The 15,494-nt window shown below is 60.7% G+C and carries 10 protein-coding genes; 5 read left to right on the forward strand and 5 right to left on the reverse strand.

The window, feature by feature from the left end; genetic code table 11:
• The first annotated feature begins 463 nt into the window (after window positions 1-463).
• The gene (locus tag HUV26_RS07425) at window positions 464-1,936 is read left to right on the forward strand and encodes a DUF438 domain-containing protein (protein WP_174409474.1); all 1,473 of its coding nucleotides are present in this window, start codon (window positions 464-466) and stop codon (window positions 1,934-1,936) included.
• A gap of 67 nt (window positions 1,937-2,003) precedes the next feature.
• Here the strand turns inward: HUV26_RS07425 and HUV26_RS07430 are convergent, their stop codons facing one another.
• Complete coding sequence (locus tag HUV26_RS07430; RefSeq protein WP_174409475.1) at window positions 2,004-2,807, reverse strand: sugar phosphate isomerase/epimerase family protein; 804 nt, start codon at window positions 2,805-2,807, stop codon at window positions 2,004-2,006.
• A 369-nt stretch (window positions 2,808-3,176) separates the two neighbouring features.
• On the opposite strand from HUV26_RS07430, the gene HUV26_RS07435 reads away from it, so the two are divergent.
• Both HUV26_RS07435 and HUV26_RS07440 read left to right on the forward strand, forming a co-directional pair.
• Window positions 3,177-4,991: a methyl-accepting chemotaxis protein gene (locus HUV26_RS07435; RefSeq protein ID WP_174409476.1), complete on the forward strand. Its 1,815-nt coding sequence runs from the start codon at window positions 3,177-3,179 to the stop codon at window positions 4,989-4,991.
• Between the two features lie 94 nt (window positions 4,992-5,085).
• A complete protein-coding gene (locus HUV26_RS07440) occupies window positions 5,086-8,112 on the forward strand; it encodes a hybrid sensor histidine kinase/response regulator (protein ID WP_174409477.1) in 3,027 nt (1,008 codons plus the stop codon).
• A gap of 137 nt (window positions 8,113-8,249) precedes the next feature.
• Here HUV26_RS07440 and HUV26_RS07445 read toward each other — a convergent pair whose 3' ends face one another.
• From HUV26_RS07445 to HUV26_RS07455, 3 genes are read right to left on the reverse strand one after another with little or no spacing between them, the layout of a single operon-like run.
• Window positions 8,250-8,849 carry an epoxyqueuosine reductase QueH gene (locus tag HUV26_RS07445; RefSeq protein ID WP_174409478.1) on the reverse strand — a complete coding sequence of 200 codons (600 nt, stop codon included), beginning with the start codon at window positions 8,847-8,849 and terminating at the stop codon, window positions 8,250-8,252.
• A gap of 2 nt (window positions 8,850-8,851) precedes the next feature.
• Entirely contained in the window at window positions 8,852-10,321 is a 1,470-nt protein-coding gene (locus HUV26_RS07450) for an Rne/Rng family ribonuclease (protein WP_174409479.1), read from the reverse strand.
• Window positions 10,322-10,367: 46 nt separating this feature from the next.
• Complete coding sequence (locus tag HUV26_RS07455) at window positions 10,368-11,348, reverse strand: radical SAM protein (RefSeq protein WP_174409480.1); 981 nt, start codon at window positions 11,346-11,348, stop codon at window positions 10,368-10,370.
• A gap of 298 nt (window positions 11,349-11,646) precedes the next feature.
• Here HUV26_RS07455 and HUV26_RS07460 point away from each other — a divergent pair, with 298 nt between their 5' ends.
• Window positions 11,647-12,561 carry a tRNA (adenine-N1)-methyltransferase gene (locus tag HUV26_RS07460; protein WP_174409481.1) on the forward strand — a complete coding sequence of 305 codons (915 nt, stop codon included), beginning with the start codon at window positions 11,647-11,649 and terminating at the stop codon, window positions 12,559-12,561.
• Window positions 12,562-12,732: 171 nt separating this feature from the next.
• Here HUV26_RS07460 and HUV26_RS07465 read toward each other — a convergent pair whose 3' ends face one another.
• Window positions 12,733-14,025 carry a phenylacetate--CoA ligase gene (locus tag HUV26_RS07465; protein WP_174409482.1) on the reverse strand — a complete coding sequence of 431 codons (1,293 nt, stop codon included), beginning with the start codon at window positions 14,023-14,025 and terminating at the stop codon, window positions 12,733-12,735.
• 179 nt (window positions 14,026-14,204) lie between these two features.
• Here HUV26_RS07465 and purD point away from each other — a divergent pair, with 179 nt between their 5' ends.
• A complete protein-coding gene (purD, locus tag HUV26_RS07470; RefSeq protein ID WP_174409483.1) occupies window positions 14,205-15,473 on the forward strand; it encodes a phosphoribosylamine--glycine ligase in 1,269 nt (422 codons plus the stop codon).
• Window positions 15,474-15,494 lie beyond the last annotated feature (21 nt).

A 15,494-nucleotide genomic window follows, 5' to 3' on the forward strand; every position in this document is an offset into this window, starting at 1 on the left:
GCGTAGTCATATCAGCGCCATTCCCTGCCAGAACCGCACCGCCGCTGCTCCGCGAGCACCTCTCCAGCACCTGAGAGTGCCTCCCTAAAGAAAATGGTCACTCACACCGATATGCGGGTAACGGATATCGTTCCCGGGTCAGTAACGGGAATCATGCCACACCGGCCAAAGATTATCAGCGTCAGGGCACCGACGGAATGTACCGGCAGCCCGGTGCGACACCATCCGGCATGGGGAGATGCCGGAGGCGCAAGCCCGCACCGGACACTGGCCGCAAGGCCCGAACACCGCACACCCGTTTTTCATGATGCAACCGCGCCGGGAACGATATCCTCCGCCAGCCGCCTGCCCTGCAATGGGCATCGTGTTTTTCCGTATCCATCCTTGTCCTTGCCGCCCAGACCGTGCTACCCTTCCGTCATTCGCCCCCCAAGCATACTCTCCGCCATGACAAGGAGCCCATATGGAATTACGCAACGATACCAAGATATTGGACCTGACCAAGCAATACCCCTTTCTCGTGGAAGCTCTGGCAAACTACAACACCGCCTATGAAAAACTGCGCAACCCCGTGCTGCGCAACACACTGGGCCGCGTGGCCACCCTGTCGCAGGCTGCTTCCATGGGGCAGGTGGCCCCGGTGGACCTTCTTGTCTTCATCGCGGGCGAGATCATGCGCCAAACAGGCGAAGCGGTAACGGTGGTGCCGCCGCAGGTGGCCGCCCCCGCCTCCAAGGGACTTTCAGACGCGGAACGCCGCACCAAACTCAAGGAAATGATCCGCGCCCTGCACGACGGAGAGAGCGTGGAATCGCTGAAAGCCCGCTTTGCCGAAACCGTGGGCGATATCTCTGCGGCAGAAATAGCCACCCTGGAACAGTCTCTGGTGGCGGAAGGGTTGCCGGAAACAGAAATCAAACGCCTGTGCAGCCTGCATGTGGAACTCTTCAAAGACGGGCTGGACTGCAACGACCGTCCCTCCATGCCCGCAGGGCATCCGGTGCACACCTACATGGCCGAAAACAATCAGGCCGTGGAATTTGCAGACGAAATTCTCAGCCAGCTGGACCGCATGGGCCACCCCGTCTCCAAGACCGTCTGGGCATTCTCCGACCAATATCTCCGCCAGACGTTTGACGACCTTACCAACATCCGCATCCACTACTCCCGCAAGGAATACCAGCTCTTTCCCCTGCTGGAGGAAAACGGCATAGAAGCGCCCCCCAAGGTCATGTGGGCGGTGCACGACGATATCCGCGCGCTGCTGAAGAAAACCGCCGGGGAATGGGACCGCGAAAACCCGCAGCAGACGCTGGACAACCTGCGCGAAGCCTGCCTCGCCATCAAGGACATGGTGTACAAGGAGGAGCATGTGCTCTTCCCCATGGCGCTGGAATCGCTCAGCGAGGAGCAGTGGTCGCGGGCACGGCACGGCGAGGATGAAATAGGCTACGCCTGGGTCACTCCCGGCATAGAATGGATTCCCGGCGCCCGGAACGATGCGCCCAAAAATACTGCCGCACCGCAGGACACCGTTCGTCTGGATACGGGCAGGCTGCAACCCCACGTGCTCAACCTCATGCTCAAGCACCTGCCCATAGACATGACCTTCGTGGACGCAGACGACAAGGTGGCCTACTACTCAGACAGCAGCCATCGCATATTCCCCCGCTCGGCGGGCATCATCGGGCGCGATGTACGCAACTGCCATCCGTCCAAGTCCGTACACATGGTGGAAGAAATCGTCGCCAAGTTCAAAAACGGCGAACGCGATTCCGCAGAGTTCTGGCTCCAGATGCACGGGCAGTTCATCCACATCCGCTACTTTGCGGTGCGGGACGAGGCAGGCACCTACCTCGGCTGCCTTGAAGTCTCGCAGGAGCTGTCGGCCCTGCGCGCCCTGCAGGGCGAACGCAGGCTGCTGGAATGGTCATAACAACCTGAGCGGACAAGAGTATCCGGCTGTGCCTGCTTCTGCCCTGCCGGGGGGACTTCGGAACAGGCTATTCCGTGCGCAGGGCGGCAACCCAATCGCTGCGCTGCTCCAGAACAGCCAGTGAAATCTCAAACGCCCCTTCGTCATGCGGCTCCAGCGTGGCGGAGGGGCGTACCCCTGATGCGGCAAGCACGCCGAACAGCTCCTCAAGGGGAATGCTTCCCGCCCCCAGCCCCGCATGCTGGTCGTCGCTGCCGTCATTATCATGCAGGTGCAGGTGCCGCAGCCGCGCCCCGGCACGCTCAAGCCATTCCGTAAGATCCCGGTTGCGCCATCCCTGCGCAAAGGCATGCCAGTGCCCCACGTCCAGACACAGCCCCGTGCGGGCGGCGGGCAGCATATCCAGCAGGTCCAGAATGGGTTGCAGGGCGCGCTCGTGGGTATTTTCAAGGAACAGGGGCACATCCGGCACCTGTTCCAGCACGCCGTGCCATGTCTGCACGCCCCGGCGCAGCCACTCTTGTGCGCGGGGTTCGTGTTCCCCCCTGTTGTAGTGCGGGTGCCCCACAAAATGCTGCGGGGCATACAGCGCGGCAAGTTCCGCCGCACGGCGCAACGTCGTGCGGGTGGCATCCAGCACGGCATCATTCAGGCTTCCCGGCGAAAGGTCAAAGAACGGCAGATGTACGGCACAGGTAATCCCCGCCTGCCGGAACCGCGCCGCTGTTTCCCGGTGCCACGACTCCGGCAGCGACTGCACGGCATGTGTATCCATGCCCAATTCAGGGCACACCTTGCGGCTGATGAACATCTCGATATATTCTGGCTGCCGTGCGGCATAGCTGAGTGGCAGGTTCACAAAAACTGGCATGCACGCCCTCCGGTTCCGGTTAGCTTGTGGTGCGCGGACTGACAAACACCTTCTCAAGCGCATGTATTTTCGCCGCTCCCGTTGCCAGTCCTACACAAAGAGTCCGGCATGAACAATGGAGAACACGCCACACGGGCACGCCCATGCACAATACCTCCTGCACTGCGCCTTTTCCCTGCGTCCGATGGTCAGCATAAACGCTGAACTATAGAACACGCAGGCACGTTCATGCGCCCGCTCCTTTAAGGGTATTCACGAACAACCGGGTGCGCACAGTGCACAAAAACGGAGTTATACTTGCAAAGAAGGGAGTGGACGCGTAGGCTGTACATGGTTGGGAATAATCAATTTTCAGGAGAGCTACATTATATGTTCAGAAGCATTTCCATAGGCAAACGGGTTATTGCCCTGCTGCTGCTCATGATCCTGTTCATGGCGGGAATAGTGCTTGCATTCATCAACCTCACGGGGCGCGTGGCCAGCACCGGCATAACGGAAACCCAGAATGTGATGATAGAAGACCACAAAAGCCGCCTCAAGCTGGCAACGGAAACCATCGTCACCGCCATGGGCATTCTCATCCGCGATGTGCCCACAGAGGCGGAAAAGATAGCCCTTATCCGCCGCGCCATTAACGATTACCGGTTCGAGGCGGACAAATCCGGCTACTACTTCGTCTACCGCAACACCACGGTGCAGATACTGCCTCCTAACGCTGCGCTGGAAGGCAAAGACCTTACGGACATGAAGGATGCCAACGGCGTCTACGTCATCCGCGACCTGAACAAGGCCGCGCAGGCGGGCGGAGGCTTTGTCACCTACCTGTGGGACAAGCCCGGTGCCGGTTCCGTGCTCAAACTCAGCTATGCCATGATGATCCCCGGCACGGAGTTCTGGATGGGCACAGGCGTCTACATAGACAACGTGGACGCGGAAAAAGCCCGCATAAAGCAGCATCTTGACGAACTGGTCAATTCCGACCTCGCATGGACGCTGGGCATCATCATCGCTGTGCTCGGCCTGATCATCCTGCCCTTCTGCATCATGCTGGTGCTCTCCATCGTGCGCCCCCTGCGGGCGGCAACGGAAGCGGCAGACGCCGTGGCTCGCGGCAATCTGGACGTCAAGCTGGACACGGCGGGCAAGGACGAAATCTCCAAGCTGCAACTGTCGCTTAACGCCATGACCGTGACCCTTAAGGCAAACCTGCAGGACATGGCTGCCAAGGGCGAAGAAGCCAACCGGCAGGCACAGGCTGCGCAGCTTGCCGCGCGCAGGGCAGAAGACGCCATGGCACAGGCGGAAAACGCCACCCGGGAAGGCATGCTCACCGCCGCAAGCAGGCTGGAGGGCGTGGTGGCAAACATCAACGCCGCCACCGGCGACCTTGCCAACCGCAGTGACGATATCCGGCAGGGAACCGATACCCAGATGGCACGTATAAACGAAACCGCCACCGCCATGGAAGAAATGAACGCCACAGTGTTGGAAGTAGCCCGTAACGCAGGGCAGGCAGCCGAGCAGACCGAGCGGTCGCGCCAGAAGGCACTGGAAGGTTCAAGCGTTGTGTCAGATACGGTCAAGGCCATGAACTCGCTGCAGGATCTCACCGGAACCCTTAAGGACAATATGCACAGGCTGGGCGAGCAGTCGGTGGCCATCGGCAACGTCATGAACGTCATCAACGACATTGCGGACCAGACCAACCTGCTGGCTCTGAACGCGGCCATAGAAGCCGCCCGCGCAGGCGAAGCAGGACGCGGATTCGCCGTGGTGGCGGACGAGGTGCGCAAGCTGGCGGAAAAGACCATGACCGCCACCAAGGAAGTGGGCCAGAACATCAAGTCCATTCAGGATCTGGCCCAGATAAACGTGCAGGGCATGGACAGCGCCGTCACCGCCATAAACGGTGCCACGCAGCTCTCCAACAAATCAGGCGAGGTGCTGCACGAAATAGTCTCCATGGCGCAGGACGCGGCCGGGCAGGTGCAGTCCATTGCCACGGCGGCGGAAGAACAGTCCGCCGCTTCGGAGCAGATTACCAACAGCGTGGACGAGATTAACGCCATAGCGCAGGACAACGCCCAGCGCGTAACGGAGTCGGATAACGACATCCGCGAACTGGCACGGCAGGCCACGGAACTGAGCAAGCTCATCGCACAGCTGCAGGACGACGCCAAGTAACCGCAAAGAGGCCGCCCCGTGAGCTCGGGGCGGCCCTTTCTCCGCATTCCTTACAATCCGCACTCTCACCCAGACTCAGATAACGGAAATCACCATGCAGATGTTCGCCCCCCCCTCCTTCACACCGGGAAATCGTATCCGGTCAATCCTGCTTCTCATCCTGTGCTGCGGCATGGGGCTTCTGGGCAACTATGCAAAACTGGAACTCTTCTTCAATGTCGATTTCCTGTTCGGCAGCATCGCCACGCTCTTCGCCCTCTACTATCTCGGGCTTGTGCCCGGGGTGTTGTGCGCCGCCATTGCAGGCAGCTGGACCTATGTACTGTGGAACCACCCCTACGCCATCATCATTCTGGTGGCAGAGGCGGCCTTCATAGGGCTGCTGTGGGGGCGTGAACGGAGAAATCTGGTTCTGCTCACCGTGCTCTACTGGCTGGTTCTGGGCATGCCGCTGGTATGGATATTCTACCGCGAAGTCATGGGCATGGCTGGCCCGTCCGTTGTCTCCATCATGCTCAAGCAGGGTATAAACGGCATTTCCAACGCGGTCATGGCGTTCCTGCTCATCCTGTGCGTAAACGTGTGGAAGGCGTATTTTGCAGGGCAGAACAGCAGCGCGCAGCCGGCAGATTCTCCCGGCAGTTCCGATCACCCCGGTCATACGGGTAAATCGGACAAAGCGCCTCACATACCCGTTACCCACTCTTACCGGGAACTGCTCTTTGTCACGCTGGTCAGCTTTGTGCTCTTTCCCGGACTCATGGCTGCCCGCCTGAACATCCATGAAGAGGTTCAGGATACGGAACGGAGCGTGCGGGAGGGGCTGCTCTCCACGGCACGCCTCAATTCGGAACAATTCGACCTATGGCTGCACCAGCACATTGAGGTAATAGCCGCCCTTGCGGATACCATCCGTGACGTGCCGCTCAATTCCCCGCAGGTACGCAACGAGGTACGCGCAGCCCTGCGCTATAACGGCGAGCTGCTGCGCGTGGGCGTGGGCAACACACAGGGCAGGGGCATACTGAACTTTTCCCGCGAAGGGGAACTGAGCCTGCCCCCCGGCGGTGTGGACTATTCGGACCGGCCCTATTTTCAGGAGATCAACCGCACGCTGCTGCCTGTTGTTTCATGGGTGCCCGCCGCGCGTACAGGAAGCCCGGACCCCATCATCGTGCTCGCCGCCCCGGTGCTGCGGCAGAACGACTTCGGCGGCTTCATCAACGCGGTTGTTCCCGTGCACAGCCTCACAGGTACACTCCTCAGCCTGTTCCGCCATTCCGGCATGGGCGCGACCATTCTGGACAACCACGGCATCGTGGTCACCTCCACCAACCCGGACCGCGAATCCGGCCATGCCTTCACAGCCTTTTCGGAGCACGGCGTGGTCAGGGAACAGGGTATACAGGGAGAGCAGGCGGGCATCCGCATCTGGATGAAGGATGTCAGCCCCAACATCTCCGTCATGAACCGCTGGAAAAACTCGGTCTACTTCACGGAAATGCCGTTGGGGCACGGCGGCTGGACCATCATTGTGGAAACAACCACTGCCACGCACATGATCGCCCTGCTCAAGCTCCTGCAAAGCAGGTTGCTGCTGCTCATGTCCGTCGTGCTTGCCAGCGTTGCCCTTTCATGGGTTCTGGCGGCCATGCTGGTTAAGCCTCTGCGGCAGATAAGCGCGCTTACCACCAACCTGCCCCAAAAAATTTCCCACGGCGAGGAGCCAATCTGGCCCGACAGAACATGGATAGCCGAACCGGCGCATCTGGTGAAGAACTTCCGGCATATGTCCGATTCGTTGCGCGCCCGGTTTCAGGATATCAAGGAAAGCACAATACGCCTTGCCGCCGCCAAGGACATGGTAGAAGAAGCCAGCCGCGCCAAAAGCGAATTTCTGGCAAACATGAGCCACGAAATACGCACCCCCATGAACGGCATCATGGGCATGCTGCAAATTCTGCAATCCGAACATCCCCGCCCGGATCAGGAACGCTCTATTTCCGTGGCCATATCCTCATCCAAACGCCTCCTGCGCCTGCTCTCCGACATACTGGACCTTTCCAGGGTAGAGGCGGGCAAGCTGGAAATCCGCCATGAGCAGTTCTGCATCAGGGACGTGCTGGAAACGGTAGCCACCCTTCTGGAACCCGCAGGCGCGGAAAAGGCCCTGCACTTCTCCGTTGATCTGGACCCCGCCATCCCCCGCGCGCTTATGGGAGACAGCGTGCGCGTTCAGCAAATCCTGTTCAATCTCACGGGCAATGCCATCAAGTTCACAGAGCAGGGACACATCACCCTCTCCGCGCACCTGCTGCCATCGCCCCGCCCGGAAACGGCCCGGGTGCTCTTTTCCGTGGAAGACACAGGCCGGGGCATCCCGGATTCGCTCTTAGACAAGGTGCTGGAACCCTTCTCGCAGGCAGACGGCAACTACACCCGCATCCACGATGGCGCGGGACTGGGCCTTGCCATCGTCCGGCGTCTGGTCCGGCTCATGAACGGCAGCATGGCCGTAGAAAGTGAGGACGGAAGAGGCACCACCGTGCACGTCTGCATCACCTTCGGAATGCCGGAACAGACCTGCACAGAGAATTCTGGCAAGGAAGATTCAGGTCCAGAGGCTTCAGGCACGGTGGATTCAGGCAAGGAGACTCCCCTTCCCTGCAGCGGCCCGTTCAAAATTCTGCTGGCGGAAGATGAAGAAGTGAACGAGATGGTGGCGCGGCGGCATCTGGAACGGCTGGGGCACACCGTCACCTCCGTTTCCAACGGGCAACTGGCGCTGGAAGCGTTGCTGCGGGACGAGTTCGACCTTGTGCTCATGGACATTCAGATGCCGGTTATGGATGGCGTGCAGGCCACGCGCGCCCTGCGCACCCTGCCGGAATACTCCCGTCTGGCGCAGCTTCCCGTGGTGGTCATGACCGCCCACGCCATGAGCGGAGCGCGGGAAACCTTTCTGGAAACAGGAGCCGACGGCTACATTGCCAAGCCCTTTGAACCGGACGAACTTATCCGGACAATAGACAAAACCATGAGTCAGGCCGCAGCCCGGCCCCATGCGGAACAGGGTGCGCAGGCGGACGATACTGCGGACACGCAGGCCGATGTGAATTAAAAGGCAGATACGATTTCAGGCGTGCAAAAGGCCCCCGCGCATGGTTTATGCGTGAGGGCCTGAATATTCCGTCTACACGGCAGCCAGACTTCCGGCAGCCTGCTGGCAGCCTGCCGCAAAAACACCACAGGGCGTGCTCAGCCCCTGTCCTCTCCGTCCTCCTGCCCGTGGCTTCGCGCGGCACAGCCCGAAACCTCCCGCAGTTCACTGGCGTAGCGTTCGCCCTCGCTGTACAGGCAGCCGCAGTACTGCTGGCGGTACACGCCCCAGTTCTTCGAGGTCTCTATCCCTTCCTGCCAGCCTTCGCGGAAATCGCGGTACCAAAACCGCACGCTGCCGCCCCCGGCCATATCCTCACCAAGCTGCCGCACCATCTCGTGCCGCTGCTTGCGGGAATAGAGTATGGAGGTGGTCATGGCGTCAAAACGCCCCCGCCGGGCAATGGACATGGCCCGCTCCAGCCGCAGGGCATAGCAGTGGAAGCAGCGGTTTTCCTCGCGGAAGCTTACCGCCCGGAACCAGAGCTTGGGGTCATACTCGTTGTCCTTGCAGATAACGGAAATGCCCAGTTCACGCGCCACGTCCAGCACGGCCTCCCGCCGCCGCAGATACTCCCGCAGCGGGTGGATGTTGGGATTCCAGAAGAACCCCGTCACCTCGTGGCCTTCTTCCTGCAATCTGCGAACGGGCACAATGGCGCACGGTCCGCAGCACATATGCAGCAACACGCGGGCCATGGCTAATCCTTCTTGGGCGTAACCTCAATGCGCAGTTCGTATTTCTGTTCCAGTTCAAACAGTCGTTCGCGCTTGTGGTTCAGCAGATACAGAGCCAGTTCAACATTGCATTCGTAGCGCAGCGTGCCGTTAAGCTTATCGTGGGTAAGCCGGTGCAAAATCTCTTTCAAAGCCTGCAGTGCCTGCCATTCCATGTTACGCCGTGTGCCGGAACCGCCGCAGCAGGGGCACAACTCGGAGCTTATGGACAGAGCGGAAGATCCCAGACGCTGCCGCACCACCTGCAACAGCCCGAACCGGCTCATCTTGCCCACATCGTGCCGTGCGCGGTCGTTCTTCATGGCCTGCCGCAGGGTCTTTTCCACCTCGCGCCAGTGGTTGCGGTCGCGCATTTCGATGAAGTCGATGACCACCTGCCCGCCCACGTCCCGCAGCTTAAGCTGCTGGGCAATGGTGGTGGCCGCTTCCATGTTCGTCTTCAGCGCCATGGATTCGAAATTGGTCTTGCCCGCAATCTTGCCGGAGTTAATGTCTATGGCCATCAGCGCCTCGGTCTGGTCAAAGACCAGCCTGCCGCCGGAAGGCATGTTCACCTCGCGGGAATAAATCTGCTCAATCTGCTTTTGCAGGCTGAACCGCTCCCACAGGGAAATCTCGCTGTTGTTGTGCAGGCGCACCTGCAACCCGCGCCGGGGAAAGACCAGCGCGGCAAATTCCTCTACGGACTTGGCGGTGGCATCGTCATCCACCCACACCTCATTCACATCATCGGTCAGGTAGTCGCGTATGGAGCGGGTGGCAAGGTCGCGTTCCTGATAGATAAGGCTGGGCGAAGGCTCGGTGGTGGCCTTTTTGCGCACGTCCTTCCACAGGCGTTTCAAAAAGCTCAGGTCGCGCTGCAACGATGTTTTGGGCTGGTCCACACTCACCGTGCGCACTATAACGCCCAGATTCTCGCCGGGGTCCAGCCCTTCCAGCAGCTTCTTCAGCCGCTGGCGTTCCCCGTCGTCTTCCACCTTGCGCGAAACGCCTATCTGGTCACGTCCCGGCGTGAGCACCAAAAACCGACCCGGCAGGGAAAGATAGGAAGTGACAAACGCGCCCTTGGACCCCGTAGGCTCCTTGACCACCTGCACCAGCACCTCCTGCCCGGAGCGCAGTACCTTCTGAATAAGCGGATATTTGCGGCCCTTGTTGGGGTCGTGCGGGGCGGAGTAGTATTCCGGGTGCACCTCGTCTATCTGAAGGAACCCGTTCTTCTCCGCGCCGTAGTTCACAAAGGCGGCCTGCAGGTTGGTGTCTATGTTATTGATGGTTCCCTTGTAGATGTTGCCCTTGGTCTTGGCCTGGTGCACCATCTCCACATAATATTCCTGTACCTCGCCGTCTTCGGCCAGTGCCACTTCCACCTGCTCGCCGGGCAGCACGCTGATGTACAGCTTGCGCTTGCCCTTACGTGGGGTGTTCGTCATGGGTATCCTCACAAAAGTTCTCCGCCCCGTTGCGGCCGGTGCGGCTCTACTGGCAGGAATAGAAAGGCTCGTGCGTGTCCAGATGCTCGGTCATGCCCTGCGCGCGATGAATAATTCCCTCGTGCAGCAGAATGGCAAGGGCGTGTTCCACCCTTTCCAACGGCAGCGACAGCGACAGCGCAAGCTGCCCCGGCGTCTGCGGTCTGCGGCGCAGGGAGCGCGCCACCGTGTCGGCAACGGTCTTCTGGTCGCGTTCCACGTGGTCCGCGCGTTGTCCGGTACGCAGAAACACCGAACCCGGTGCCTCCCGCTCCTGCGGACAAAAGGCGGCAAACTCGCCGCACCACCGTTCCCGCACTTCCGGGGCAACGGGTTTGGCGACAGGATACGCGCCTGGGCGCGACAGCGTGGTCACATCCACCCTGTCAGGCCCGAGCCTCTTCACAAATTCCCTGAGCAGGGCCAGATTCTCCTCCGAATCGTTCATGCCCTGCGCCAGCAGTATTTCAAGAAAGATTTTGCCGCCGAACATCCGCCGGAACTGCAACAGCGATTCCGCGATACCGGCTGCGGTAAGCCCCCCGCAGGGGCGATTCAGTTTGTTGAATTCTTCCTCCACCAACGAATCCAGAGAGGGCAGCACCACATCGGCCAGTGCAAGCTCTTCTCGCACGGCCGGGTCCGCCATCAGGGTGCTGTTGGTAAGGACGGCCACGGGCACCTCGGGCAAAATACGGCGACAGCCACGTATTATGGCTCCCAGCTCGCTGTTCAGGCACGGTTCTCCCGCGCCCCCCAAGGTCACATGGTCCGGAAAAATCGTATTCCCTTCGCGCCACCGCTCCAGTTCTTCAAGCAGTACATCGGCGGGAACGTAGGGCGCACGCAAAAGGGTAAGCTCATCCGTCCGGCCCACCTCACAATAGAGGCAGTCCATGGAGCAGATGCGGCTTCCCAGCAGGTCCAGCCCCAACGACCTGCCCAGCCTGCTGGAGGCCACGGGCCCGAATATATACGTAAACGCCATTACGCTTTACTATCCTCGTCACAGTGATATGTCTCACTATAGCGCACAGCGCGAAAAAACAACACGATTATTTCGTCCTGTCCGCACGGCAGGGGCGTTTTCGCCCTTCCGGTGCCCCGGCCCATGTCCGGCTGTAACCGCTAATCCTGATGGAATCCGGCATAACCCGGCAACGCCCGCCCGCACGAACCTTGACAGCGAAGGCGTTGCACAGTAGGGCCATGCACCGGAAAGAAGCCATCCCCCGCACCCACCGGGCACGCTCAGCAAGCCTGCCCGCCAACCACGGAGAACAGGTATGCCGAAGTTAGGTGAACTGGTACTGCTCGTAAGCCCGCGCGGCAAGCGGTACATGCGCCGCGTGGAGCCGGATAACGACATCCACGGCACCGACGGGCTGCTCAAGATGGCAGACATCATGTCCGCCGGATACGGCAGCATCGTCCACACCCACAAGGGCAAGCCATACCGTGTGCAACGCCCCACCCTGCACGACCTTGTCAAAGGCGTTAAGCGGCAGACACAGGTCATTTATCCCAAAGACATCGGCTACATCTGCATGAAGCTGGGCGTAGGCAACGGCGTAAAGGTCATAGAGGCCGGTTCCGGTTCGGGCAGCCTTACGCTGGCACTCAGCTGGTTCGCGGGTGAGCGGGGTCAGATTCACACCCACGAGGCGCGCGAAGAATTCATGAACCTGTGCCGCCGCAACCTCGACTGGGCAGGCGTGGGCCAGAACGTCACCCTCTATCATCACGATATCGCCAACGGCTTTCTGGTGAACGATGCAGACGCCCTGTTTCTGGACGTGCGCGATCCGTGGGAATACGTGCGGCACATACCCGCCGCCATCAGGCCCGGCGCGGTATGCGGCTTTCTTGTACCCACCATAGATCAGGTTTCCAGCCTGCTGGTGGAACTGGAAAAAGGCCCCTTTGACGAGGTGGAAGTTTCCGAACTGCTGCTGCGCGGCTGGAAGGCCGTGCCGGACCGCATGCGCCCCAACGACCGCATGATCGCACACACGGGCTTCCTCATTTTCTGCCGCCATCAGGAAGGGCTTGAGCAGGTCAAGGCGCAGGTTTCGCTGGGCACACGCGAACGCAAGCAGGAAGCCGCCCGGCTGGAACGCATGGCCGCAAGCCGCTCAGAAGACCACGACATTGCCGGAGACGACCTTTCCGATGCCGACGGCGATAACGGCGACGAATAGCCCGTCCCCGTAGCTGTTCTCCATGTGCGGCAGGCACCTGAAACACGGTTCCGCTCCGGCTGCACAAACAGCTTGTGACTGACACACAAAAAAGACCCGCTGCGGAACTGCGCACCATGCGCCCCGCAGCGGGTCTGTTTCTTATGTGGTCGAACGCGCGCCGGGCTGAAACTATTCCTGCTCCCGCATATCCACCACGCGCTTCGACTTGCCGAACGAGCGCGGCAGTGCGCCGGGGTCCACAATCTCCACCTCGGTGCGGGCCATGAGCTTTTTGTGCAGGTCCGCGCCCACGGCCTTGGCAAGGCCCGCGTCCGTGTCCGAACCGGCATCGGCGTGGCGTTCCAGCCTGAGCAGCAGATGATCGCGCCCCTCGCGCCGGGTGAGCACAATCTGATATTCCGCGCCCGCCTCCGGAAACCGCTGCAGCGCATCGGCTATCTGACCGGGATAAATATTCACCCCACGGAAGATGATCATATCGTCAGAACGCCCCAGAATATGGTCGTGCCGGGGAATCTGCAATCCGCAGGCACAGATGCCCGGCACCATGCGCGAAAGGTCGCGTGTACGGTAGCGGATGAGCGGCGCAGCCTCTTTGCACAGGCTGGTCACCACCATTTCACCCACTTCGCCCACAGGCACGGGCTGCAACGTTTCCGGGTCCAGAATTTCTATGATAAACAAATCCGCCCAGTAGTGCAGCCCGTCGTGGGCATCGCACTCCAGCGCGGTGCCGGGGCCATACATCTCGGTCATGCCCGCTATGTCGTAGCTGCCCTGCAACCCCAGCTTTTCCTCAAAGGCCCTGCGCATCTTGGGGCTGTGCGCCTCTGCGCCAAAAATAACCTTGCGCAGCCTGCACCGGTCACGCAGGCCGTTGCGCTCCACTTCTTCCGCCATCAGCAGCGCCATGGACGCGGTGGAACACAGGCAGGTGGTGCCCATATCCGCCATAAGCTGCAACTGCATCTCCAGATTGCCCGGCCCCACGGGAACCGTCAGCGCGCCAAACCGCTCGCTGCCCAGCTGAAACCCCGCTCCCGCCGTCCACAAGCCGTAGCCCACGGCTATCTGCACGCGGTCCTTCACCGTCAGCCCCGCAATCTCGTAGCATCGCGCCATCTGCAGGGCAAAGGTGTCCACATCCTTCTGCGTATAGGCCAGAATCTTGCGCTTGCCCGTGGTGCCCGAAGAGGCGTGAATACGCACCACCTGCTCCTCCGGCACGGCCAGCAACGGCAGCGGATATCCTTCCCGCAGGTCTTCCACCGTGGTAAAGGGAAGAGAGCGAAGATGGTCAAGGCTGGTTATGCCGCCCGGTTCCACGCCCGCCGCACGCAGTTTCGCACGGTAAGCGGGGCTGTTCTCATAGGCGTGGCGTACGGTCCATTGCAGACCGGCAAGCTGGTGTTCGGCCAGCGCCTCTTCCGGCAGGTGCGGCAAAAATCGATGTGAGACCATGGGGAATAGCTCCTAACATGCTGGCGTGGCAGTAGAAATATGCAACTTGAACCAAACGGCAAAAACCTGTATCAGGCGCACACTGCAACACGCATACGCGCGCTATACGGCGTGCCTGACCCTGCTATCATGAAACAGGCCGGGGGAAAACCCCGCCTCAAGCCATACGGAGGCCAAACGTGCGGATTCTTATTGTCGGCAACGGCGGTCGCGAACATGCCCTTGCATGGAAGCTGCGGCAAAGCCCCAAGGTGAAGGATATCTTCATCGCTCCCGGCAACGGCGGCACCGCCCTGGAAGGCACCAACGTGCCCATTGCCGTGGACGACCTGCCCGCACTGGTGGCCTTTGCCAAGGAACAGGGCATAGACCTTGTGGTTCCCGGGCCGGAACTGCCCCTCGTGCTGGGCATAAAAGATGCGCTGGACCTTGCGGGCATCCCCTGCTTCGGCCCCAACGCCTTTGCCGCGCAGCTGGAAGGCTCCAAGGCCTTTGCCAAATACATCATGGAAGAGGCAGGCGTGCCCACCGCCGCCTTCGGCGTTTTCAACGAATTTGAAGACGCGCGGGAATACGTGCTGAATGTGGGTGCCCCCATCGTGGTCAAGGCAGACGGGCTTGCGGCGGGCAAGGGCGTGGTCGTTGCCCAAACAACGGACGAGGCCATCACCGCGCTGGAAGAGATCATGCTCAAGCAGGCGTTCGGCTCCTCAGGCGCGCACGTGGTCATAGAAGAATGCCTCGTGGGAGAAGAAGTCTCGTTCATCGCCTTCTGCGATGGCAAAACCGTAAAGCCCCTGCCCTCCTCGCAGGACCACAAGGCCGCGGGCGAAGGGGACACCGGCCCCAACACCGGCGGCATGGGCGCATACAGCCCCGCCCCCGCCCTACCCGCAGACCGCTATGACGAGATCATCGATCTGGTCATGAAGCCGGTATGCGAAACGCTGGGCAGAAAAGACAAGCCCTTCATCGGCATTCTCTACGCAGGGTTGATGATGACCGCAAAAGGCCCCTACGTGCTGGAATTCAACGTGCGCTTCGGCGACCCCGAATGCCAGCCCCTGCTCATGCGCCTGCACAGCGACCTCGCGGAAGTCATGATGGCCTGCGTACAGGGACGCCTTGCCGAAACCCCGCTGGAAGCCAAGCCGGAAACCACCCTCGGCGTGGTGGTGGCGGCGGAAGGCTACCCCGGCAGCTACCCCAGAGGCATGGAAATAAGCGGGTTTGAAGAGGCAGAGACCGTCCCCGGCGTCAAGGTGTTTCAGGCAGGAACAGTGCTGGATAACGGCGTCACGCGCGCCAACGGCGGGCGCGTGCTGTGCGTTACGGCACTGGGTGCCACCCTCGCGGAAGCGCAGAAACGCGCTTACGAGGGTGTGGCGAAAATACGGATGGACAAGGCCTACTACCGCCGTGACATCGGTTTCAAGGGATTGAGATAACGAGTTACCGTTTACCCATTA

Source organism: Desulfovibrio psychrotolerans, from assembly GCF_013340305.1.
Taxonomy (GTDB): domain Bacteria; phylum Desulfobacterota; class Desulfovibrionia; order Desulfovibrionales; family Desulfovibrionaceae; genus Halodesulfovibrio; species Halodesulfovibrio psychrotolerans.

Bases quoted from the DNA above. Each gene is read 5' to 3' on its own strand.
- HUV26_RS07440 (WP_174409477.1), top strand. From the start codon at position 5,086: ATGCAGATGTTCGCCCCCCCCTCCTTCACACCGGGAAATCGTATCCGG.
- HUV26_RS07430 (WP_174409475.1), bottom strand. From the start codon at position 2,807: ATGCCAGTTTTTGTGAACCTGCCACTCAGCTATGCCGCACGGCAGCCA.
- HUV26_RS07425 (WP_174409474.1), top strand. From the start codon at position 464: ATGGAATTACGCAACGATACCAAGATATTGGACCTGACCAAGCAATAC.
- HUV26_RS07450 (WP_174409479.1), bottom strand. From the start codon at position 10,321: ATGACGAACACCCCACGTAAGGGCAAGCGCAAGCTGTACATCAGCGTG.
- HUV26_RS07455 (WP_174409480.1), bottom strand. From the start codon at position 11,348: ATGGCGTTTACGTATATATTCGGGCCCGTGGCCTCCAGCAGGCTGGGC.
- HUV26_RS07435 (WP_174409476.1), top strand. From the start codon at position 3,177: ATGTTCAGAAGCATTTCCATAGGCAAACGGGTTATTGCCCTGCTGCTG.
- HUV26_RS07460 (WP_174409481.1), top strand. From the start codon at position 11,647: ATGCCGAAGTTAGGTGAACTGGTACTGCTCGTAAGCCCGCGCGGCAAG.
- HUV26_RS07445 (WP_174409478.1), bottom strand. From the start codon at position 8,849: ATGGCCCGCGTGTTGCTGCATATGTGCTGCGGACCGTGCGCCATTGTG.
- HUV26_RS07465 (WP_174409482.1), bottom strand. From the start codon at position 14,025: ATGGTCTCACATCGATTTTTGCCGCACCTGCCGGAAGAGGCGCTGGCC.